This is a genomic window from Peribacillus sp. NPDC096448, assembly GCF_044762675.1.
Classification (GTDB): domain Bacteria; phylum Bacillota; class Bacilli; order Bacillales; family DSM-1321; genus Peribacillus; species Peribacillus frigoritolerans_B.
Genome location: NZ_JBIWEU010000007.1, coordinates 1 through 23,740, shown reverse-complemented (window position 1 = coordinate 23,740; position 23,740 = coordinate 1). Strand labels below are relative to the sequence as shown.

Here is a 23,740-nt window from a genome sequence, read left to right as displayed (position 1 = left end):
TCCCATAAGAGCAGGAAATACTGACGGGTAATGTCCTATGAAGTTTGAAGTATCCCTTTTTTTCAATCCAAGCCGCAAGCTTTGGCGAGTATTTCAACAAGGTGCATACTTTTCATTTGGTTTGCCGCTCCCTCCCTTTGGATGCCAATGCTCATTTGCATTTGGCATCCAGGGTTAACCGTAACTATGGTTGTTGCATTCGTTTCTTTAAGATTCTTCATTTTCTCATCAAGAATTTTCATGGATTCATCAAAGTGAAGAAGATTGTAAATGCCTCCAGATGCACAGCAACGGTCAAACCCTTCCATTTCAACATAGGAAACACCTGGTATGGATTGCAATAATAAACGAGGTTCCTTTTGGACCTTTTGAACATTGCGTAAATGACATGAATCTTGATAGGAAACGATGCCTTGCCATTCTTCAGTGAAGGGAAGCGGCCCCAATTGATGAAGAATTTGACTGATATCTTTTGATTTTTCCGAGAAAGCCCTTGCCGCCGCAGCCCATTCGTGATCCTCTGCCAATAGATGTCCATATTCAAGAAGCGAAGCACCGCAGCCTCCTGCGTTATTAACTATTACATCAGCATCCGTTTGCATGAAGGCTTGGATATTCCTCTTTGCCAATTCTTTCGCTTGTTTTGTTTCACCTTGATGGGAATGCAGTGCACCGCAGCAATTCTGATTTTCAGGGAGAATGACTTCACACCCTGCTATGGTAAGCAGTTCAATGGAAAGACGGTTTATTCGTGACATCATGGAATCCATGATACACCCAGCAAAAAATGCCACTTTTAATTTCGTTTCCCCTTTTGCCGGCATAATCGTACCTGTCCGGATGCGTTTGGAGGAAGACTCGATGGTTGGAAGTGCTTGTTCTAAATGTGCAAGGGCAGGAGAAACCTTTTGCAGTACATTAGATGATCGGATAAGCTTGGATAAGCCTGTTTTTTGATAGAGCTGTACCGCACTTCCAATCCTGTTCATTCGTTTTGGATATGGAAAAAGATGAACCAATGCCAGTTTTTTGATCTTTGTCATTTTATTTTTTTTGTTTGCTGATACGGAGTTTTCAACGGCTTCTTTTGCCGCTTCCAGTATATGTCCGTATGGCACACCAACAGGACATGCTGTTTCACAAGCACGACAGCCTAAGCATAAGTCGATCGGTTCAGCTAAATCTTTTTGGAAATCTATTTTTCCTTCGGCTGCCATTTTCACTAGATTGATTCGACCGCGTGGAGAGGCGGATTCAACACCCATTGATTCATATGTAGGGCATGCCGGTAAACAGTATCCGCATTTTACGCATTGGTTTGTCCAATCATAGGCATCTGAATATAAATTTTGGACCGCAGCATTCGTCTCGTTCGGTTTGGCGGGTAGATTCATGTAACCAACACGACCCTTGTCTGTCCCTTATCAGGAAAAATCTTCCCTGGATTCAGGATATTATTGGGATCCCATGCTTCTTTAATTTTTTTCATCATATTCACCCCGGATATTCCTAATTCCATTTCCATATATGGTGACTTTAAAGTACCGATTCCATGTTCCCCGGAAAGTGTTCCGCCTAGGTCGATTGCTGCTTCAAAAATTTCACTGACAGCAAACTCCACTTTTTTCATTTCCGTAATATTTCGTTTATCGGTAATGATGTTCGGATGTAAGTTCCCATCCCCTGCATGACCGAATACAACCAAGTTCAACCCGTATTTCTCCCGGATTTCGTTTAATCTCTCCATCATCGCCGGTATTTGACTGCGTGGAACGGTCGCGTCTTCAGAAATTTTTGTAGGGCCCATTTGTGTAATGGCCGGGGAAACCAATTTACGCGCACTCCAAATGGTTTGGCGTTCTTCCTCTGTCTCCGCTATCTTGACGTAGGAAGCGCCCTCAGCCCTGCATATATCGGCACATTTATTGATTTCTTCCTCAATCGCCAATGGGTGACCATCTATTTCTATGATCAGAATGGCTTCTGCCTGAAGAGGCAAACCGGAAGGCCGATAGCTTTCAACAGCTCGGATGCATGCATTATCCATCAATTCCAGGGCAGATGGTAGAATTCCTGACGATAAAATGCTGGTAATGGCATGGCCAGAGTCTATCAATTGATTGAAGTGGGCGACAAATGTTTGTTTAGATTGAGGTTTTGGTATTAAGCGGATGATTGCCTCAGTTACGATGCCTAGAGTACCTTCCGATCCTACGATCAATCGGGTCAAATCATACCCTGTTACATTTTTTACGGTCTTTCCGCCAGTACGAATGATTTCTCCTGTCGGGGTGACTACCTCCAGACCTATCACATATTCTTTTGTCGTTCCATATTTCAATCCCTTTGGCCCGCTGGAGTTTTCCAATAGATTCCCGCCTATTGTGGCTACATTGGAACTGCTTGGATCCGGCGGATAGAATAAGCCGGCTTCTTCAGCCTTTTTATGAATATCTGCCGTAATCACACCTGGAGAGACAATGGCAAGCATATTTTCCCGATCAATGATCAATTTATCCCGCAAAAGGGTCATATCGAGAACCATCCCCCCTTTAACAGGTAAAGGGCCGCCGCTTAGCGAAGTTCCTGACCCTCTAGGGTAAACAGGTATTTTGTGAGTATTAGCCAATTTAACCACTTCACTGATTTCCTCCGCGTTTTTTGGCTGTATAACGATTTCAGGTAAATATTCCCCAAAAGAAGCGTCATAGCTATAACAATACCTTTCTGCCAAATCAAGAAACATTCTGTCACCTGGAATCACCTGACTAAGATCGACCAGGGCTTCTTTCTCCATGCTTCTCACTTCCTTTTTTTTAATAGAAATTTGGAAAAGGTCTATTCGTATGTAATATAATGGCATTTTAAGATTCTGCTAGATATAATGATGAAAGAAAAGGAGGTTTTTTTTTGAAAATCGCACTGATTCATGCAACCACAACCGCACTAAAACCAATTGAAACTGCCTTTCAGACTGTTGCACCGAACATTGAACTCCTTCATTTCATGGACACGGGTCTTCTCGCCTTGATGGAAAAGAGCGGCAAGTTAACTCCTGAAATCATCCGCCGCTTTTCTGCATTAGTGAATATAGCCTATGATTCTGATGTTTCATGCATCCAACTTACTTGCTCTGCCTTTAATGACATCACCGCAATTTTACAACCTCTTTACTCTGTAAAGTTATTTCGTTCAGATGAAGCCATGCTTGATGAAGCGCTTCGCTATACTAGCATCGGCCTGGTATCTACCGTAAAAGAAACGCCGATCGCCCTTCAAAATTACTTATTAAATAAGAATCCGGACTGTATGATCGAGTCATTGGTGGATCCCGGAATCATCCATTTATTATCACAAGGAAAAAGAAAGGAACATGACGATCGGGTTAAAAAGATGGTGGAACAATTGGATGGAAAGACAGAAGTGATTTTGCTTTCACAATATAGTATGGAACATATCGCAAAGCAGGTTAATCCTTCTGTCCCTGTCCTAACGGCGCCGCTACTGGCTGCCAAAAGGTGTTTGGCTCATTTGAATGGAGCGTATACATGAGTTTCTTAGAAAAATCAGAACTTTGCCAGCATGATCGTTTACTACGTCAAATATAAGTTTTTAACCGTTTGTATGATGCGAACCGCCAAAAACTTTCCCGACACCTTGAATTTTTTCAAGTATGACGATCAGAAGGACTGATATGAAAATAACCACACTTGACACGGATGCAACGATTGGATTGTAGGCATCCTGCATTTGCGAGAAAATCTCGATCGGGAGCGTTCTCATTTCAGGTGATACCATAAAAAGAGAGACCGTTACATTATCAAATGATGTCAAAAATGCGAATAATCCCCCTGAGATGGCCGCGGATCCAATAAGCGGCAGTGTCACTTTCATGAATACTGTTAGTGGATTCGCTCCAAGTATGGCCGCTGCCCGTTCGAGATTATAATCAAATCCACTTAAGCCGGTTAATACGAGCCGCATGACATATGGTATGCAAATCACGATATGGGCAATTAAAAACCCTGTAGACGTACCGGCAAGCATCATTGGTGTAAAGTACATCAAGAGTGCAATCCCTAAGACTAATTGCGGCACACTTAATGGAGAAGTTAAAAGGGCCGTTATATACGATTTTCCCGGTATATCATACTTTGCGATTCCAAGCGCACCCAAAGTTCCGAATATGACGGAGAAAAGGGCAGCTAATGCTGCGAACTTCGCACTGTTCAAAAATGCTTCCAAAAATTCAGGACGCTCCAAAATCTTGGAATACCATTGCAGTGAAAAGCCTTCAGCCGGAAAACTTGGATAATTGGCACTTGTAAAAGAAGCGGGAATAACGACAATGAGCGGGATCAAGATATAGATAATGGCCAACACGGCTACTGCAATCCTAAGGCCGCCAAACGTTTTCATCATCGGAATACCTCCTTGAATTTCCCTTTTTCAAATGCTCTGGTAAAGACGGCTACCGATATGACAGTGGTTGCTAATAAAATATAAGAAAGAGCAGATCCGAATGTCCAATGCAGCAGGTTATTAATTTGATCATAGATGACAACAGGCATCACGGGCACGTTGGCTCCCCCCATTAGTGCAGGCGTAACATAAGCACTCATTGACAAACTGAATACGAGAATGCAGCCAGATACGATACCTGGGATACTTAGCGGCAATGTAATGGAAAAGAACCTTCTGAATGGGCTTGCCCCAAGTATGGCTCCTGCCTTATCAAGAGAAGGATCAATATTATAAAGACTTGCAACGATGGATAAGATCATGAAAGGAAGATATGCATTGGAAAGCCCAATCACAACTCCGATTTCCGAAAACAATAGTTTCAATGGTGCATTTATTATGCCAAGGGCCATCAAGGTTTGATTAATCGTTCCATTAGGCAATAGTAAGAGGTACCAGCCAAAATTACGGACAACTATACTTACCAAGAGCGGTGACACGATCAAGAGAGTGATATACCCTCTGATCCGCGCTGAACTTTTGGCCATTGTCAAAGCTACCGGATATCCAAGAAATAAAGCAACCAAGACCGAATATAAACTGATCTTCACTGTCAGCCATAATGAAGATAAGTAATAACTATCGGAAAATAATTGTGTATAGTTTTTTAGGCTATAAACTGCCTCCGCTCCTCCAAGATTATCTGTCGATATGAAGCTTAAATATAAAATGTATAACATCGGTATGACAAAGAAACCAAATATGAAAAGCAGAATCGGCGTTAAAAGGAGCAATCCCGGCACCCAGACTTTCCTTTTCTTGATTTTAGGTTTCTTTTGCGGCTCAATAGGACTCGTTTGCTGTTCTATTTCTTGACTAGCATAACTTCTGCTGGGCTCCATCCAATCAACACCTCACTTCCATTTTGCCATGTTGGATCGAAAGCGGAAGTCAATACTTGAATACTTTTCCCCTGTAAAAGAACATTGATTTCCCATGAGGTACCAAGATAATTAATTTGGCTGATCTTGGCACGATGGAAATCCAATGGTGATGAAGGCTTTTCATCAAGAGAAACAATCTGCAGTTTTTCTGGTCTAATATAAAGCTTCACCTCATCCCCGGTTTTCAAATCACGATCATTACCCATGATGTTATTTGTATCGACATGAGTGATATCAGAACCGATCTTGACTGCAACTTTCCGCTTATCCACAGCAGACACATTCCCTTCAAAACAATTCGATTTCCCGATGAATTGAAAGACGAATTCTGTCTTCGGATGATTGTAAATCTCAGTCGGAGTACTGATTTGTTCAATTTTCCCTGCATTCATGACCACGACTCGATCAGACATGGAAAGAGCTTCTTCTTGATCATGAGTCACAAAAATGGTCGTTACGCCAATTTCCTTTTGTAATCGCTTTATCTCGGCCCTGAGTTCATGCCGCAACTTTGCATCAAGGTTTGATAGCGGTTCGTCAAGCAAAAGGAGCTCCGGTTCAACAACAAGTGCCCTGGAAATGGCAACACGCTGACGCTGACCTCCTGATAATTCCCTTGGATAACGATTCTCCAATCCTGACATTTTCACTAATTCAAGCGCTTTACTAATCTTCTTTTTTTGCTCAGCTTTACCGACCTTGCGCAGTTTCAAGCCAAAACTGAGATTTTCATAGACTGTCATATGGGGAAAAAGCGAATAAGTTTGAAAAACCATTCCTAAATCTCGCTTATAAGGCGGAACCTTCGTAACATTATTGCCTTTAATATGGACCTCGCCCCGATCTGGATCGAGGAACCCAGCAATGAGGTTCAAGGTTGTGGACTTTCCGCACCCGGAAGGACCAAGAAGAGTGAGTAACTCTCCTTGTTTCACCTCCAGGTCAATGCCATTCAGGACAACATTCGCTCCAAATTGTTTAAACGCGCCTTTTATCTCTACATCATTTTTATTTGACCCAGCCCCCTGAACTGCCTCCAAGTGTTGCCTATTAATTTCCACTTCTTTTTTTAATACTTCCATGTGATCAACACGCTCCTTTTATTTAAGTTTTTTCCCTAATTCAGGAGTAACCTCTTTCGCCCATCTGTCTGACACCTCGGCACGGATCTCGGCAAACTTGGCGAAATCAGGTTTGAATGTTTTATCACTTGCTTTAAGCCCGATTGACTCTTCATATTTCTCTGGAATTTTCATGCCTTCCACTGTCGGATAAAATCCTTTTTCGGAAATTAATGCTTGCGCTTCTTCACTGATTACATAGTTGATGAATTCTAGGGCTTCTTTGCTATTAGGCGTATTTTTCACGAGACCGGCGCTGAATGCTTGAAGCGGTACACCTTCTTTTGGCACGGCCATCTTAATGGGAATACCTGAAACGGCTAGTTCACCTATGGAATAGCTTCCCATGACAGTTACGTCTGCAGCTCCTTGTTGGATCGCTGGCATCATTTGCGTTGAGTTTTTATAAAATGTATTGGAATACGCTGCAAGATCTTTTGCTTTTTCGAGACCTGGTTCCATATCTTCCGTACTGCCGCCGTTTGAAATCGCCAGACCATTAAGGGTATTGAAACCCCAGTCATTTGTAATATCTGAAAATGCCGTTTTACCCTCGTAATCAGGTGAGACAAGGTCATTCCATGATTCAATTGATTTTAAGCCTTCCTTTTTGAAGGTTTCCGTATTATAAGCTGGTGCAATGACTAAGCCAAATGCTGGAGCAGCCGCATTTTCAACCGGAATGAACCGTGGATCCACCGATTTCATATTGGGAACATTGGACTCATCAATTGGTTCGATCAGTTCCTTCTCCTTAGCACGTATTACATCAACCGGTACAAAAAGGGCAACATCTATTTGCGGGGCGTTCTTCTGTAATTCCACTTTGGATAGGATTTCACCTGATAAACCGGAAATGTAATTAACCGTGATTCCCGTTTCTTCTTTGAATTTTGGGGCAATCACATCTCGGATGGCACTTTCGATGACACCGCCATTACCGGCTATCGTTATTTTTTTCTCTCCTTTTTCACCTGCACTCGTTTGTACGGATTCCCCCGGTTTTTGCGGAGTAGGATTACCACATCCCGCAAGAGCGATCAATACTATTATTGATAATAGACTCATCAGCTTTTTCATAGTCATTACCTCCCGTTTTTCATTAATTTCCAATAATACCTTGTTCAGTAAAATAATTCATGGCCCCTGGATGAAAATCCAGCGGAACTTGTTTAGTTGCTTCAGTTATTGAAATATCTGAAGCGGCTGGATGTGTATGCTGCAGTTCAGGCAGATGTTCATATAATGTTTTCACAAGATTGTAAGCATGAGGATCAGACATTTCCTTGTAGGTTACCAGGACATTTTTAATTGAAATCGTTTGGACATTTTTTTTCATCCCCCTGTATGTATCTCTGGGAATGTTATTATGAGTATAAACTCCATATTGTTTTTGAAGGCGTTCAATGATGTCTCCCGGTATTGGGATGAAAGTTAGTTCCGTCTGCTTGGATATGAAAGCGATTTCATTATTGGGAATTCCCGATGAAAAGAAAGCTGCATCAATGGTACCATTTCGTAATGCTTCTGCAGATTGAGAAAAAGAAAGATAGGATAAATTCAATTGATCAGTCGGTAAATCAGATTCTAACAGAATCCGCTCTGCAATAAGCCTTGTACCGCTTCCTGCCGTTCCTAAACTAATGCGTTTATCCACTAAATCTTCCAAGGAATCAATATCATTTTGCTTAGTAGAAACAATTTGTACATAATTGGAATATAGGGCCGTTAAAGCTCTTAACCTGGATTTATCCGTTTCAGGCAAATCCAGTACATCCACTGTGGTAAAACCAATTTCTGCCCGATGGAGGCTAACCAATTCAGTATTTTCGATGGAAGCATCGGTGACCTGGGTACCTGACACAGCTCCATTATATTTTTCATACATATTTGATAATCTTTGTCCTAATGAAAAATAAACACCTGTCATATCTCCGGTTCCGATGATTAACATCCTATTATTTAAATCCTGTCCTTCAGAAGTTAGTTGCCTCTGAATCAACGTAGTAGCAGGTTTAGATATTTCCTGCTGCTCATTCATAAAAGAACAACCTGTCATGAAACAAAATAACAAAGCGACTTTTATAAAGAGTGCTCCATTCTTCATTGTGGCCCTCCTTTCTTAATGAATTTAGATGCAAATACCATGCCAAGTCGATTTTTCACTTTAAACCACAAATTCTGCCGATTTCTTGAAAGTTATATAAGGATAAACCGGCATTTTTTTCCGGTTATCCAGAAAAAATTGCCGGTTAACACGTTTATTCTCCTTTTGAAATGAGCTTGATTTTATCACGAAGGCTTCTTTCAGAAATTTTTAGGATTTGGGCAGTTTTTTGCCGGTGATTCTTACAATATTGAAGAGTGGCTGTTATCACTTTTTCTTCTATCTCTTTCATGGAAATACCAATGGGAATCCTGAAACTGTTAAAATCGCCGTCATTGCCATCCGGCTGGAGAATGAACTTCTGTTCTTGAACATATTGCGGCAAGTCGGTCTCTTCCATTCTTTTCGAGTTTGATAGGGCAACTGCATATTCTATAATGTTTCCAAGCTCACGGACATTCCCAGGGTAATGATAATCCAGTAAAATCCGACGTGCGGTTGCCGAGAATGTCTTTTCTTCACGATTCATATCCCTAGCGTGTTTTTTTATAAAATAATCCATAAGCATCGGTAAATCTTCTTTTCTATCTCTTAAAGGCGGCATCGAGATGGGAATGACATTTAGCCTGAAAAACAAATCCTCCCTAAATTCACCTTCGATCACCATTTGTTCCAGGTTTTTATTGGCTGCACTTATGATACGGACGTCCAATGAGATTTTTGTATTGGATCCCAGAGGCGTCACTTCCCGTTCCTGCAATACCCTTAATAACTTGGCTTGAAGTGGAAGGGGCATTTCACTAATCTCATCCAGAAAAAGGATGCCTCCATTAGCAGCAACGAATTTCCCTTCCTTCCTTTGAGTTGCACCGGAAAATGCTCCCTTCTCATAACCAAACAATTCAGATTCCAACAGCATCTCAGGAATTGCTGCACAATTGACGATCTGGATGGGATTGTTTTTCCTTCTTCCCAGCGTATGGATATTTCGGGCTACAAGCTCCTTTCCAGTACCACTTTCACCCGTGATAAGAACACTGGAATCAATATCTTTCACTCTTTCGATCATTGAGAAAATACGCTGCATCGCTTTGCTGTTACCAAGGAAGTTACCAAATCCCTTTTGAATCTCTAATTCTTCATGTAATGTCTCCAATTGATTGGACATCTGTTTGAATTCGGCTGCCCTCATCAAGAGCAAAGAAAGTTCTTCTATATTAATTGGCTTTTCAATATAGTAGTAGGCTCCTTTTTTTATGGCCTCGATGGAAGTTTCAATGGATGAATAGGCAGTCATCATGATGACTGTTACGTTAGGTGCTATTTGTTTGATTTTCTGTAGGACATCAAGTCCACTTTTATTTCCTATTCTCAAATCAAGTAACACAATATCAAAGTGCTGATTGTCGATCTTCCGTAGACCCTCATCCGGGTCAGTAGTTGTCACGACTACATAAGAATCTTCCAATGCAAAGCTAAGAGCGGTGCAAATAGCAGGTTCATCATCAATTACCAATACATTCATTTTCATATTACTCCTCCTCTTTCCAGACTATTATTCGATATATAAAGGTAGTAAAATGGTGAATTTCGTACCTGAATTAGGATAACTTTTCACATGGATATCTCCGTTATTTTCTTTAATCAACCTATACGATAACGTAAGCCCCAAACCGACGCCCTTTTCTTTTTTTGTGAAAAAAGGTTCGAAAATATGATTCAGTTCCTCTTGCTTCATCCCTTTTCCCGTATCGGATATGGTAATCCGCCCTGTCTTTTCGTTCTCTTTGTCAATGGTGACTTTAATGGTCTTTTCCTTTGTTTCTTCAACGGCATCAATCGAATTCAACACAAAGTTAAGAAGTACTTGTTGAATTTGTTGCAAATCTATATAAAAAATAAGGTCGTCCTCGATCGTCTGCTCGAAATTTATGTGATTTTTTTCCATTGTCACCTTATGAAAAGCAAGTAATGAAATAAGTTCATGAGCGTGGCAATTTGTAATATTTGGCGGCCGCGGACGTGCATATTCAATTAAATCGGTAACAATCCCATTCAAACGGTTAATTTCAGTAGGCAAGTGTTCCATTAGAACTTGTCGGAATTGAGGATTATCATATTTACTTGGAAGTAAATCAATGAATGTTTTAATCGATGTTAAAGGATTCCTTATTTCATGTGCGACACCTGCAACTAGTTGACCAAGAGCGTGCAGCTTTTCTTGTGTGATCAATTTTTTCTCCAATGTTTTCTTTTCCGTCTCATCACTCATGGAAAGTAAGTATCCGGTTTGTATATCTTCTGAATTGAACATCCTATGCATCGAATATGAAATCACCTTCTGTTCATTTTCCTCATTTAATACCAAGATTCGAAATGATCCCGTCCGATCATTCCCATTTCGTTCTTGATGTAAATCTTCGAAATTCTTCATTAATTGCGAATGATTCATAAGATTCAGAATCATTTCCTTGGAAATGTTGAGAATGTCAGAGGCCTTTGCATTGCAGCTGGTAATCATGAAATCGAGATCGAATGTTATGATGCCATTATTGATATTGTTTAAGATTTGATCTTTGAACGCTTCGGCATTAACGATGTTTTGCCGTTGTTTCTCTAAGTCCTTATTTAATAAATGTAATTTCAAAGTCTGGTTATGTACGGATTTTTTCAGCTTTTGATTCCATATGTAAATGATTAGAAGGATAAGGGCCACGGCAGTTAAGATTATGATCAACCAAAATATGAATTGTTCCAGCCTGGCAATTTTTTGATTGGATTGTGGCATTACCCATTTATCGATTATCTCATTGATATTTCGGTTGGCTTTAAGTTCTGTGAGTGCATGGTCCATCATGAGAAGGAGCGATTGATTCCCTTTTTTTACTGCAATCGTATAATCCGCGGGTTCAATGACTTCATCGAGAATGATGTAATTCTTTTCTTGGCGGAACTTTTTCAAATAGAAGTCTGCAGTCCATTTGTTTCCGATGAACACATCTGCTCGGTTGTTCAATAATGTTAAAATCCCCGAGTATTGATTCGAAACGGTCGTTAAGTTTGTATTCCTCATATTGAGAAATGTACTGATTACTGGAGTGTTATGGTCAAGGACAACATGTGAATCGCGTAGATCCGTTAACGTATGAATATCCTGTTTCCTTTTACTAGGAATGATTATGGATTGGGACATTGTAAAATAAGATTGAGTGAAATCAAATTGGTTATCTTTTTCAGTATTATAAGTACTTCCAACAATTGCATCAATTGTTCCGTTACTTAAGGCTTTTTCGGCTTCTTCCATCCTCATCGGTATATATTTGAAATCTACGCCATTATATTTTGCTATTTCCTCCATTAAATCAATATTGATGCCTGTCAGCTCACCAGCTTCATTTTCAAATGAAAATGGAGGAAGAGCACTTTCTCCAGCAATTATAAATGTTTTTTGTTCAGCAAAAACAGCGGGAGACCAAAGCGATTGAACAAAGACTATCAAGCAAAATATACTTAATTTAAACAGCTGCTTTTTAATTAAGAGCCCTCCTTCTGTGTCAAAATCCTTGCAGTCAGTGTTTCTCGGCTTAAACACCATGATAATATACTTCTCCAATCAGGGCTTGAACCCTTTAAAATGCTAAGAATTCTTGACACAATCTAACAATTTCCTACAAAAAGGTGTGTAATTCTATCAAACGAAATAAATAGAAACCCAGCAACCTTTGCTGGGTTTTAGGTTTGCCGAAAAAAAGAGCCAGTTGATTTCAGAAATTCGGCAGGAAAATGCAGATTTACAACAATTCCTCAACACTATTAGAATTGAGCTTACTTCGTTACTATAGCGATAGGTAAGCCTTTGACGTAATCGCCGGTTTTTCCTTCACTTCACACCGTACAGGCGAGTTTCCCCACGATGTTCATTTAGATAATTTTTCTAAATAAAAATGGATAATAAAGTAATATCATACCTATAAACGAGCAAACTAAATAAAAAATAACCTCGTATTGTATTACTAGAGAAGATGTATTATCAAGCTTTTTTTCACCTCTTTTATATATCATTTTAAATAAAGCCCTACATAATAAATACCCAATAATCGCCCCTAGGGTGTTCATAAGTAAATCATCAATATCCGTAATCCTATGATTTAGCAATTGACTTAGCTCAATTGCCAATGAAAAAAAGAACCCAGTACATGCAGTATTTTTAATTGTTCTAAACTGCGGCCAAATAGTTGGCAATAAAAAACCTAACGGCATAAACAGAATAATGTTTAAAATATACGTAGTAATACCTTCAGAAGAAAATGGAAGTAAGTTGATTTCACTTATACGAATTAATGTTCCATATTTTCCCGATACCCATTTATTTCCTATCCCCGTCACCATATACACTAGCGCAAGGTAGAAAAGAAAAACATACACCCATAGAAAATGCTTAATAGATAAATTTTTTTGCGCCTTTAATAAAAATCCAATTTGAAACACAATACAAAAAATAATAGTACAAAAATAAGTATACAAAACTGTAAGTGTAAGCATATAGAATACGTCTCCTAACTTTACATTTAAACCTATGACTTTATCATTTTAGAACCTCATTCAAGAAAATGTGGTCACAATGACTCCATCAATATTATTACCAGATATTTTATACTGTTCATTCGCTGGTACTTCAAATTCAATTGACTCGTTTTGAGAAATGGGATAATATGAAATTGTATATTTTTTCCCTTCAACACTAACAGAAATGCTCTTTTCTTCTTTTAAATAATCCAAATATTCTTCCAAAGCTAAATTCATTTCCTGCATAATCGCACTGTGAGGCAAGCCGACATAGCGAATATGCCATGGTTCATATTGAATTCCTGTAATATCCGTTTTATTCTCGGGATAGCGTAAGATAAAGCCGTATTTCCAAGAACTTTCTTCTACCCACTTTCCTTCAGGTGCTTCTTCCATCTTCATTTGAGTAGACCCTACATCAAGTGCTAATCCTAAATTGTGTTCGCTATGACCAGCTGGCAAAGCATAGTCAGCCCCCATCTCCTCGTACAGTCTGTTTTGCACATCAAAGTCTCGATAACCACTGCTAATTAAGAAATTACTAACCCCATCCTCTTCAGCCGTAGCTATCATCTCCGAAAATTTTTCAGCTATTTCTTCTGATAATTTTATTTCACTATTAAGTAACTGGTATCCGGTTGTTAATTCTTTGTGTGTAAATAAATTTATGATTTCCGATTTTATACCAGCTTGTTGAACAGCATATTCACTGTTAACCAAGAGCAGATTCCCTTGATAGATCTGCTCTTCTGTAATCTCAATCTTTTGGGTATTTTGAGTAGCTGTATTATCATTTTGTTCATATATTTGATCCGCTACTTTATTTTCGGATATCGGTAATATATTAAAAATAAAAACTAGAAATAATGCAAAAACCAATAAAAATCCCCACTTTTTCATTTTTAGTCTCCTCCTTGATGTAACTTGTTTATAGGATAGGAAAAACTTTTAAAATAAAAAGTGGGGTAAATATTAAATTTTTCTTAAATTTTTACCTGGATTTTATTATTAATCTTCTTAGGAATCCGCCATTGGTAATCGGACTTCAAATATAGTGCGTATTAAATCACTTTCGGCAGTTATTGTCCCATTGTGTTGCTCTAAAATATTCTTCGCAATGAATAAACCGAGACCTGTACTATTTTCTTGATGAGTTCGTGCTTTGTCACCAGTATAAAGCATATCAAAAATATGAGGCAGTTCATCTGGAGGAATGGCATCCCCATAATTGATAACTTGAATAACTATTTCCTCTGAATCAATATAACCGTTGATATCTACATACTGCCCCTCATGCCCATAGCGATTTGCATTAATCAGAAGATTTTCAAATACACGTGCCAATAACTCTCCATCTCCCATAATAGATAAAGGGGAAGTAATATTCATTCTTGCTATCAAATCGTTTTTCTCGAAGACAGGATACAACTCTTCTTTCAATTGAATAAGCAGCTCGCTTAAATCGATTTGTTTCTTTTCTATTGGTAACATGCCATAATTCATCCTAGTTATTTCGAATAATTCATCAATTAACCTTTCTAAGCGTTGAGATTTGGTAAAGGCAATCGTTAAATAATGCCTGATCTGATTTTCAGTCAAGCTATCATCCTTAAGGATTAAATCTAAATAACCTAAAACAGAGGTAAGAGGTGTGCGCAAATCATGAGCCAAATTTACTACTAACTGCTCTTTACTACTTTCCGAGAAGTCACCCCTTTCTATGGCTTGTTCCAATTTTTCGCTTGCCAGATTAATGCTTTGTGCAATATCACTAAATTCATCATTTGACAATATTTGAACTCGATGCTTAAAGTCACCCTGAGCGAGATAATGAATTCCTTTTGAAATCTCATTGAAATAGGCAGAATAGGGTTTTGTAAGTATTAAGAAAAATAATATCGAAAGCGTGATAAATAAAAGTAAAAAGACGTTAAGGTCTCCAATATTTTCCATGATTTTGCGAAAATAAGCTAGTGTATCTCCATGACTAACATTTGTATAATAATACAATTGAAGTACTTTAAAGAGTAGATATGTTATGGTGCTAGACAACAACATGCTTAAACCTAACAATATTATCATTTTTGAACGAAAGCCTCGTAGTTTTTTACCCATTGAATTTATAACCTACCCCCCATACAGTTTTTATCAATTTGTTTTTTCGTTTATCCTCTTCAAGTTTTTTCCGCAAAGTACGAATATGAACCATAACAGTATTCCCACCTTCATAGTATGCATCCCTCCATACCTTTTGAAAAATATCTTCTGCACTATAAACTTTATTTGGATTACTGGCTAATAAATATAAAATTTCAAACTCTTTCGGTGTTAACTCAATATTTTTACCATATAGAGTAACTGTACGTTGTTCAGGAGAAATCGTTAATCCTCCAAATTCCAAGTTTGAGTTCTGTTTGGTTTTAGGTTGATTCAACTTCATAAAGCGTCGCAGCTGTGCATTTACCCGAGCTACCAATTCAATGGGTATAAATGGTTTCGTCATATAATCGTCTGCTCCAATCACGAGTCCCTGCACTTTATCAAAATCAGACGTTTTAGCGCTCAAAAAAATAATGGGCATATTATGTTTTTCGCGAATGCGACGTGTAACTTCATATCCATCCATTTTCGGCATCATAATATCCAAAATCAGTAAATAAATTGGTTGAGTCTGGATAACATCAATGGTTTCTTGCCCATCCGATACCTTAATGACACGATACCCTTCTTTCTCTAAATGTATAGCAACCAAATCAGCAATTTCAACATCATCATCAGCTATTAATATTGTTATATTTTTCATTTATTCCACTCCTAGACAAAGTTATCATTAATCGTCAATAAGCCATACGAAGTTGTATCATAAAAAAACATCAGTTTTTGATAGTTAGTTCCGCAAAGTTAGTTTTTTAACAGTGTGACAGTTGTTGAATATTTTTAGAGTTTTTATTTATATTCTATTGTTTCCTTTTCTTCTTTAAAAATATTGCCCATTATCGGAATATAGAGCGGCTAATTATTCACTTCTGATAATTTTCTGTATAATGAAGCCCTAGATACATTAGTAATTTCACAAATTTGATTTACAGTCATATTTCCTTCGTTATATAGCTTTACCGCATAATTCATTCCTGTGTGATTTTTATGGTACTTCTTTAATCGACCTTTAAACTTTCCTTCTTTCTTAGCCAATTCAATCCCTTCACGTTGTCGCATCCTAAAAAGATCTCGCTCTAATTGGTTAACGCCAGCCATTACAGTAATTAAGAATTGGCTGTATGGGTTATCTTCTGATAAATCAAGCCATGTATCTTTTAGTGATTTTAAGCCTGCCTTTTTAACTCGTATGTTATGGATTAATTCGAATAGATCTTGTGTACTACGAGTGATTCGAGTTAATTCTGTCACATAAATGATGTCATCTTCCTGTAAATCCTCTAACATTTTTTGAAGTTGCTCGCGATCCTTTGTTGCTCCTGAAGCTTTCTCTTCATATATAATATCCATTCCGATCTCGTTCAGCTGCTGAAATTGTCTTGAAGGATTCTGGCTAGTCGAACTGACACGAATATAACCGATTTTCCGCAAAACATCACCTCATTTTTGAGACAAGTCTTATGAGACGCTCTAATCTTTGATTTTATCAGTCTACTACACTTGCATCAATAGAGTATGTATGAAGATGCAATGAATAAAGCCCAAGCCGTATTAGTAAATTTTTATCATAAATTACAATTGTCTTCTATTGGGGCGACGGTACAACATCCTCATCAGATGATATGAGAATGCAAATAGGTGTTTCATCATTACATGCAGATGCAAACCCACATTATGGAGGAGCGACCATCTACCATTTTACTAGTGATCAATTCACTTCTTACTACACAAAGATTATTCATACTAAATCAAGGGATGCGATTCATGTTTTGGATGGTTTATTGCACCATGAGACGGATCTATACATAGAAGAGCATTACAGACACTGCTAGTAACACAGACCAAATTTTCGGACTGACTCATTTATTACGATTTAAATTTGCTCCAATAATAAGGGATTTATCGGACACGAAATTATTTACGATTAAAAGCCGTTTTACGTGGACAAATAAATACAAAGGTCATTAAGGAAAATTATGAGGATGTTTTGAGATTAGCTCATTCTATAAGGAAAGGAACAGTTTCACATCCCTTTATGGGGAAACTAGGTTCTTATTCAAGACAAAACAGCTTTACAGGAGAAGGACCGAATAGAAAAAACGATCTTTATTTTGAATTATATTTCAGATGAATCATTAAGAAGAAAAATACAAAAAGGATTGAATAAAGGAGATAACTAAAGCAGTTGAATATCAAAAACGGGCGGGTAGCTTTAATGAAGACTTATTGCATCATATGTCACCTTTAGGCTGGGAACATATCAATTTATTAGGAGAATATCATTTTAATTCAGAGAAAGTGGTCTCATTAGATTCTCTAAGATCACTGAAACTTTCTTAGCGTTCAGCTTTTCCCTGACGGTACCCGATGCCAATGTATTTTCAATTTCAAGGCTTTTTATCATTTGCCGTAACGCTCCAAGATGATAAGCCGAGTTGGCAATTATGCATTTACATTGCCAGCCATTTTCATAGATCGAAACTCCAGAATAAAAAGCCCAATTTCTCTGTATTAAAATTGAGAAATCGGGCTTTATTGTTACTCCATTAAAGTACCTATAATGGAATAACACTTTTAAGGTGGTTTTGATGAAGTACATTACCTAAACCTTATTCAAGATAAGCACCTATTAGTTTAAGAAAAACGGACCTTTCCGCAAAAAGCTAAAGGGTACACTTTTGGTGTTTTCCATTTTAGATGAGTTGTTTGAGTGGATACTGCGATCCTAAAGGGAGATCGAGAGTACGTAAATTGAGGTAATATTTTAAAACTTGATACATTTATTTTCTCATCGATATACTAATCTTTTAATCCCTTTCCATCGAGAATTTTTTGCATACTTTTTTCGACTCTTGACTCTCGAGTTTTGGATTGTTTGGGTTGTGAAAAATAAAGGATGTATGCTCTTTGGCGTCCCGGGGTCAATGCTTCAAAAGCAGTTTTCAAGGCAGGGATTTCATCGAATTTGTTGTGAAGTTCTTCAGGAATTATGAATTCTTCGTTCTTTTTAAAATTCACTTCCAAACCGGCTTTTTCAACTTCAATGGCTTCATGAATATAGGCTTTCAGAATGGATTCCGTTGCAACTATTTCTTGAACATTGGTGAACCGAATCTGGCGCGCTCCCTGTACATTCTCCGTTTGTTGGATTAGAATCCCGTGGGTATCCTGTAACAAGGCACCTTTGTGAAACAGAAGCGCACAATATTCTTTAAATCCGTGTATTAAAACTATGTTTTTTTTCTCAAACGTGTAACAAGGATGCATCCACTTGAATTCTTCGTTCAGCTCACAGTCAAGAACGATATTTCTTAACGTTTCATATTCTTCCTTCCACTTTTTTGCTTTACCTAAAAATTCATCAACCTTAGGATTCATTCTACTATTTGTCATCACGGTACACTCCCCTTTCCGAGCAGTTTGATTTTTCCTATACGTTAGCTAAATACTAAAAAACAGGATCAGAGGTTTGGTCTTACATCCTCTAACACTTTATTAAGTTCTTCGCCCATTTTCGCCCAACCATATTTAGCACCATTGAACGCTTGATCTTCTTTTTCGAATCCTTTTTGTTCGAGATTTAAGTAGGTTGTTCCATCCTCGTGCTTTAATGTCCATGTGACTGTTGTGTTTATTCCGCCACCTACCCAAGTGTAAGATAACTTATAAGGCTCCTCCACTTCAAGAACTTCGGAATCAATAATTAAATTCCACTGTTCATTCCGAAACTGAAATTTATGTCCGACGACAGGTTTAATATCATTAGCCATTACCCATTTCGCAAGAGTGTTTGCATCCGTTAAGGCAAGCCATACCTTCTCGATCGGGCTCTTAAAATTAAAATCTTGTGATACTGTTAAACTCATTTTTATTCCTCCTCTAATATTTGGTTTAAAAGTGATATTCTTTCACTCCAGAATCTCCTGTAAAACGATACCCAATCCTCAATTTCTCTCAACGGGGCAGCATTCAGACGATAACGCGTTTCCCTGCCGACCTTTCTGCTGATTACAAGACCAGCCTCTTTAAGGATTGCCAAATGCTTTGAAACCGCAGTACGGCCCATTTCAAAATGTACGGTCAACTCATTGAGTGGCAATTCTTCCACGTCTGCCAACAAACGTAGCAATTTACGTCTTGTTGGGTCAGCGATGGCTACATAAATATCACGCTCTTGATTTTTCTCGTTCAAAATCACCCCCCCTTTAATTGGACACCAATTGGTGTCTTTTATTATATGACACTGATTGGTGTCCTGTCAATTTTATTATTGACACACGGTATTTGTTTTATTCTCCTATCATCAAGTATATTTTTAAATCCCTTTACAACTAACTCCCTCAATTAACTAAACACAATCTCACGATTGCTCTAGAATTCACCGGATTTCATAGTCATATCATTAACCATTATCATTGTAAGCTTGGCATCACTCCTCAAGGGTAGGGATTTATCGAAAAAAGTGTATACTAAACTAGCCAATCATAGGAAAAAATTGGTTTAAGCAATGTTATAATCGCACTTTAGGATATCCACATGTCTCATGGAGGTCAACCCTCCCATGTCTCACAGAGTCGATGCTCCTACATTCCTTCGTTCAACCTTTCCATGAGGTGGATGTCGGTCATGCTGCCCCACAGGATCTAAGCCCTCACGTTAGTTGCTTTGCCGACTAATCCGTGCTTCACTTTTAATGAGTGTTAATTAAATGACCCTGTAACCTTAAAAATTCGATGAACTATGCGACTGTTTGATGTACCATAAATGTTGCCATATGAGGGATATCCATTAACATCTTGTCTTCTTGAAACGTAAATTGTTTTTTACCGATTGAAAACAGAATTCGAATAAGCTTGTTACACAAGGCTATCAGAGATTGCATTTTCTTTAAGGGATTGTGAGAACGTGTTGTGTAATATATATGAAGAGCTTTAAAAGCCTTGTTCTTTGCCACCAGTATCATGGCTGCCCGGAATAAGAGAGCCCTCAATTTCTTTCGTCCCCGTTTGGTAATCTTGGTCTGACCTTTGTGCTTTCCGGAAGTGTTTTCTTTTAAACTTAAACCTGCTAATTTTACGATTTGGCGAGGATGTTGATAGTCTCTGAGGTCGCCGACCTCTGCGAAAAACCCAGCTACAGTATCTCGACCAATCCCTGACACCTCTAACATCTGTGTGACACCTGGGATATGGTCTAATAACTGATCTAATTGATAATCTAATTCTTCGAATTTCATTTGAATAAAATCATACTTCTCTAATAAAGCTCTTAACTCTAACTTCGCCATAGCTGCCCCTTGACGAATACCAATCGAACGATTGGCTGCTTCTTTAAGTGCTCGTATCTTCTTTAAGCCTATACTGCGTTTTACCACTTGTCTTAAGGAAAGTAAGAGCTCTTCATCCGTATACTTAACAAGTTCATATGGCAAGGCTTCAAGCTTTAGAAAATGAATAGCTGCCTTGCCTTCCCAACTTTTGAACACCGTCAAAAATTCGGGAAAGTAACGATCAAGCCAGTTATGAACTTGACCCTGAACGATCTGTAAGTCAACGTTGAGAAGGTCGCGAAGTTTTTTTGCCACTCGGAGTTCTGCATAAATTCCTTGTGGAATTGTTGGTTCGGCGTATCTTCCGTCCTTGACTAACTGTGCGATGACTTTTGCATCTTTCACATCATTCTTTGTAGGTGAATTATCGTCTAATTCTTTACTTCGTTTTACATGTAGTGGATTGACAGATACGAACTTAATATTATTCTCTTTTAGAAGGTGAGCTAGATTTAACCAGTAATGACCAGTTGGCTCCATGCCTACAATCACTTGATTTAGCTTACACTCTTTAACAAGTTGGGTAATCCAATCTAGAAACGAATGAAATCCTGCTTTCGTATTTTCAAAGAAACACGTTTTACCCAGTTCCAATCCTCTAAAATCTTGTGCTCTTGCGACATGATTGTGCTTGGCGATGTCAACTCCGACAATTAAGGTTTCAGAAGTAATTTGAGTGATTTTATGATTTTGGTTATAATTCATTGTGAGGCCTCCGATAGATGTTTTTGTCCTTTTTAGCTGGCCAGCTCAGGACACATTCATCTTATCAAGAGGTCTTTTTTCGTTCAAACCTCATTTTCAGTTATTACAGGAATGCTGCCCCTGTTAGTTAAAGTGCATTCCAATATTATTAATTGCTATTTTTGAATATTGGATATGCTAGTGTTTCAGCAAAAGATCAAAATCCAGAACGGCAACTTAGAGTATTTTGGAATTGAACAAAAATAGATCTTCATTGATAGCTAAGTGGAAAAGAGTTTTACTGGTCTTCGTATCAGGGGATGTTCTTTAATCATTCGCGAAGGCGATTATTATTTCTTGATTAACTAGACGGATTGGGTAGGATAATGATGGTTTCATTCGAGAATGGAAGTGTATTAATCGAAATCTGAACTCAGATAATATGGTACTTGGAAATGAGACACTTTTTGATAGCGGAAATTCAGAGGTATGGGCGTTACTGGGGATTTTAAGGTGGTCCAATTATTAACTCTGCTTTCATATGGGCTGAGCAAGAAAGTAAAAAAATAACCCAAACGACAGGCAAAAGGAATTGAAGTGGAAAAGAATTACCGCGTGAGATTCGGACGAATTAAGTATGAATCAATAATGACTTCATTCAAGTATATAAAATGGAAATAAACAATCAGATTTTATAAACCCTCAACTTAGGGATGAGATTATTCGAACCCCTCTTGCCGACTAAGACTAAAAGTTTTTAACTGAATTTTTCAAACAAAGTGGATCGGATCGCGTGTACCAGACTCCCGCGGGAAAGGCGTATCGTAAGAAGAACAGAGGCACAAAGAGCGCCCGAGGGCGGACTGCCCTCGGAAAAAGAGTGCCTTACGTTCCAATCAATTTTAAACCCTCAGTTATATTATTTTTCTATTTCAAGGCTTTTTATCATTTGCCGTAACGCTCCAAGATGATATGCCGAGTGGGCAATGGTCGCATTTACATTTGTCAGCCATTTTCCTAAATCGATTGTATCGATTTCTCTGAAAAGAGATACATATTCTTTATGTAATTCCTCTCTGATTTCTGCCCATTTCACCTCATCAACAGTAGCAATGGTCCAGCTTGCGTCCCAATCTTTTTCAAAGTCTGTGCCACTGATCATCGTTCGGATCACCCATAAATAATACCGTATGTGGTCAGAGTGAGCCGCAATTGTCGATCCGTTTATGGAACGTGAAGCATCTTCTGCGGTTAAACCATCAAGTGTACCAAAAACCCCGGTATTCGGTTTTGATTCAGTATAATAGCTCCCTTCATTCCCAGGGCCTTCAAATGTTTCTTTCAAAAGCGTTTTTATTGAACTTGCCAACGTCTCGCTCATCTCAATTCCCCCCATATGTTTAATCGCCTTCACTACTCTATAATACACTAAGACAAATCAATAATCGTTTATTTTTTGTTAAATTAATCCAAAAATATCGCAGTTTAGGAGAATTACTCGCTCAACTGGCATAAGATAAGGGTTTCTATTACTTTCGAGTACAGTTAACAACCTTATGATGATGCACTTAACGTGATGAAATAAATAAAAATACCTTAAAAAGGCCATTCCTAACTGAACAGGAACGGCCTTAATTATTTATCTGAAAATATGATTCAATTTTAGTAGCTTTTCAAACGATCTTCCAGGGATACAATTCTAAACTTTAACTCTTGATTCGAGTCTAAGCCTCCTATTACAATTTGATTATCTTCCGTAATGGTGACATATCTGAAGGTTTCATCTCCGTGGATCTTGATTTTTGTCTCCAATGTCGTTTCCATTTTTGCAAAAACTTGATCTGTGTATGTAAGTGGAAGAAAATCATCTAAACCTTCTTCTGGGCTGCCGAGCCACTTAAACATGAAATCTTTTAATGAATATTGTTCGATCATCGATAAATGATCTTTAAAAATTAATTTGTCAATTGTTATCTCTTTCAACTTAACCACTCCTCAATAGTATCTAAAGTTTATATGGATAAACTCCTAACATCAAGGGCATTACAATGACAAACCATTACATTTTGATTACTTGCTTACTATATAAACCCTTTCCTTCCGTAAAATGGAATTCTGTAACCTAGAAAACAAATTTTTGGTTGATTTTTTTTTTTTTTTTTAGAATACCCTTGGATTAACATGATAGGTGTTATTTTCCTAGGTTTACAGTCTTTGGTATAGATGATTATCCTTGAAACGAGGATTTTCATTTCAGTCAAAACAGCCTCCATTTTCATAAGAAACTCCTATGGCGGCGCTCCTCGCCGCCACCATCTACTACGAAAATCTAAACTCAAAAATAGAGTCTAACCCATTAACCCCTTGACGA

At 38.1% G+C, this 23,740-nt stretch carries 21 protein-coding genes and 1 pseudogene; 2 read left to right on the top strand and 20 right to left on the bottom strand.

What is annotated here, in order from left to right:
• Nucleotides 1-62: 62 nt before the first annotated feature.
• Together ACIQ0C_RS13395 and ACIQ0C_RS13390 are read right to left on the bottom strand one after the other, a co-directional pair.
• The gene (locus ACIQ0C_RS13395) at nt 63-1,394 is read right to left on the bottom strand and encodes a (Fe-S)-binding protein (RefSeq protein WP_403060605.1); all 1,332 of its coding nucleotides are present in this window, start codon (nt 1,392-1,394) and stop codon (nt 63-65) included.
• Nucleotides 1,391-2,797: an FAD-binding oxidoreductase gene (locus tag ACIQ0C_RS13390; RefSeq protein WP_403060602.1), complete on the bottom strand. Its 1,407-nt coding sequence runs from the start codon at nt 2,795-2,797 to the stop codon at nt 1,391-1,393. The genes ACIQ0C_RS13395 and ACIQ0C_RS13390 overlap by 4 nt, the downstream gene beginning before the upstream one ends.
• A gap of 113 nt (nt 2,798-2,910) precedes the next feature.
• Here ACIQ0C_RS13390 and ACIQ0C_RS13385 point away from each other — a divergent pair, with 113 nt between their 5' ends.
• Nucleotides 2,911-3,552 carry a hypothetical protein gene (locus ACIQ0C_RS13385; protein WP_403060599.1) on the top strand — a complete coding sequence of 214 codons (642 nt, stop codon included), beginning with the start codon at nt 2,911-2,913 and terminating at the stop codon, nt 3,550-3,552.
• A gap of 60 nt (nt 3,553-3,612) precedes the next feature.
• On the opposite strand, the gene ACIQ0C_RS13380 is transcribed toward ACIQ0C_RS13385, so the two are convergent.
• The 12 genes from ACIQ0C_RS13380 to ACIQ0C_RS13325 form a co-directional block, all read right to left on the bottom strand.
• Nucleotides 3,613-4,419 (bottom strand): ABC transporter permease, encoded by an 807-nt coding sequence (locus ACIQ0C_RS13380; RefSeq protein ID WP_142244692.1) that lies wholly within the window; start codon nt 4,417-4,419, stop codon nt 3,613-3,615.
• A complete protein-coding gene (locus tag ACIQ0C_RS13375) occupies nt 4,419-5,363 on the bottom strand; it encodes an ABC transporter permease (RefSeq protein WP_403060596.1) in 945 nt (314 codons plus the stop codon). The genes ACIQ0C_RS13380 and ACIQ0C_RS13375 overlap by 1 nt, the downstream gene beginning before the upstream one ends.
• Nucleotides 5,327-6,487, bottom strand: coding sequence for an ABC transporter ATP-binding protein (locus tag ACIQ0C_RS13370; RefSeq protein WP_403060593.1), 1,161 nt, complete (start codon nt 6,485-6,487; stop codon nt 5,327-5,329). The genes ACIQ0C_RS13375 and ACIQ0C_RS13370 overlap by 37 nt, the downstream gene beginning before the upstream one ends.
• Before the next feature lie 18 nt (nt 6,488-6,505).
• Entirely contained in the window at nt 6,506-7,606 is a 1,101-nt protein-coding gene (locus tag ACIQ0C_RS13365) for an ABC transporter substrate-binding protein (RefSeq protein WP_403060590.1), read from the bottom strand.
• A gap of 22 nt (nt 7,607-7,628) precedes the next feature.
• Entirely contained in the window at nt 7,629-8,633 is a 1,005-nt protein-coding gene (locus ACIQ0C_RS13360) for a TAXI family TRAP transporter solute-binding subunit (RefSeq protein WP_403060587.1), read from the bottom strand.
• Nucleotides 8,634-8,787: 154 nt separating this feature from the next.
• Nucleotides 8,788-10,164, bottom strand: coding sequence for a sigma-54-dependent transcriptional regulator (locus ACIQ0C_RS13355; protein ID WP_403060584.1), 1,377 nt, complete (start codon nt 10,162-10,164; stop codon nt 8,788-8,790).
• Nucleotides 10,165-10,188: 24 nt separating this feature from the next.
• Nucleotides 10,189-12,246, bottom strand: coding sequence for a transporter substrate-binding domain-containing protein (locus tag ACIQ0C_RS13350; protein WP_403060581.1), 2,058 nt, complete (start codon nt 12,244-12,246; stop codon nt 10,189-10,191).
• Between the two features lie 308 nt (nt 12,247-12,554).
• Nucleotides 12,555-13,175 carry a glycopeptide resistance protein VanZ-F gene (vanZ-F, locus tag ACIQ0C_RS13345; protein WP_403060578.1) on the bottom strand — a complete coding sequence of 207 codons (621 nt, stop codon included), beginning with the start codon at nt 13,173-13,175 and terminating at the stop codon, nt 12,555-12,557.
• A 60-nt stretch (nt 13,176-13,235) separates the two neighbouring features.
• Entirely contained in the window at nt 13,236-14,099 is an 864-nt protein-coding gene (gene vanY / locus ACIQ0C_RS13340; RefSeq protein ID WP_403060575.1) for a VanY-A/VanY-F/VanY-M family D-Ala-D-Ala carboxypeptidase, read from the bottom strand.
• Nucleotides 14,100-14,216: 117 nt separating this feature from the next.
• On the bottom strand, nt 14,217-15,314 hold the full coding sequence (locus ACIQ0C_RS13335; protein ID WP_403060572.1) for a sensor histidine kinase: 1,098 nt from the start codon (nt 15,312-15,314) through the stop codon (nt 14,217-14,219).
• Nucleotides 15,307-16,002 carry a vancomycin resistance response regulator transcription factor, VanR-F/VanR-M family gene (gene vanR, locus ACIQ0C_RS13330; RefSeq protein WP_403060569.1) on the bottom strand — a complete coding sequence of 232 codons (696 nt, stop codon included), beginning with the start codon at nt 16,000-16,002 and terminating at the stop codon, nt 15,307-15,309. Before vanR ends, ACIQ0C_RS13335 begins: the two co-directional genes overlap by 8 nt.
• Nucleotides 16,003-16,211: 209 nt before the next feature.
• Nucleotides 16,212-16,787, bottom strand: a complete 576-nt coding sequence (locus ACIQ0C_RS13325) for a recombinase family protein (RefSeq protein WP_403060566.1) — start codon at nt 16,785-16,787, stop codon at nt 16,212-16,214.
• 84 nt (nt 16,788-16,871) lie between these two features.
• Here ACIQ0C_RS13325 and ACIQ0C_RS13320 point away from each other — a divergent pair.
• Nucleotides 16,872-17,696 (top strand): annotated as a pseudogene (locus ACIQ0C_RS13320) (Tn3 family transposase); the annotation flags it as partial.
• 459 nt (nt 17,697-18,155) lie between these two features.
• Here the strand turns inward: ACIQ0C_RS13320 and ACIQ0C_RS13315 are convergent.
• From ACIQ0C_RS13315 to ACIQ0C_RS13290, 6 genes are all read right to left on the bottom strand, one after another.
• A complete protein-coding gene (locus ACIQ0C_RS13315; protein ID WP_403060563.1) occupies nt 18,156-18,749 on the bottom strand; it encodes a YdeI/OmpD-associated family protein in 594 nt (197 codons plus the stop codon).
• 68 nt (nt 18,750-18,817) lie between these two features.
• On the bottom strand, nt 18,818-19,222 hold the full coding sequence (locus ACIQ0C_RS13310; protein ID WP_403060560.1) for an SRPBCC family protein: 405 nt from the start codon (nt 19,220-19,222) through the stop codon (nt 18,818-18,820).
• Nucleotides 19,223-19,224: 2 nt separating this feature from the next.
• A complete protein-coding gene (locus ACIQ0C_RS13305; RefSeq protein ID WP_402842074.1) occupies nt 19,225-19,548 on the bottom strand; it encodes an ArsR/SmtB family transcription factor in 324 nt (107 codons plus the stop codon).
• A 546-nt stretch (nt 19,549-20,094) separates the two neighbouring features.
• Entirely contained in the window at nt 20,095-21,390 is a 1,296-nt protein-coding gene (locus tag ACIQ0C_RS13300) for an IS110 family RNA-guided transposase (RefSeq protein ID WP_403060557.1), read from the bottom strand.
• A gap of 898 nt (nt 21,391-22,288) precedes the next feature.
• Nucleotides 22,289-22,750 carry a hypothetical protein gene (locus ACIQ0C_RS13295; RefSeq protein WP_402842077.1) on the bottom strand — a complete coding sequence of 154 codons (462 nt, stop codon included), beginning with the start codon at nt 22,748-22,750 and terminating at the stop codon, nt 22,289-22,291.
• A gap of 281 nt (nt 22,751-23,031) precedes the next feature.
• On the bottom strand, nt 23,032-23,352 hold the full coding sequence (locus tag ACIQ0C_RS13290) for a hypothetical protein (RefSeq protein WP_403060554.1): 321 nt from the start codon (nt 23,350-23,352) through the stop codon (nt 23,032-23,034).
• Nucleotides 23,353-23,740: the final 388 nt, after the last annotated feature.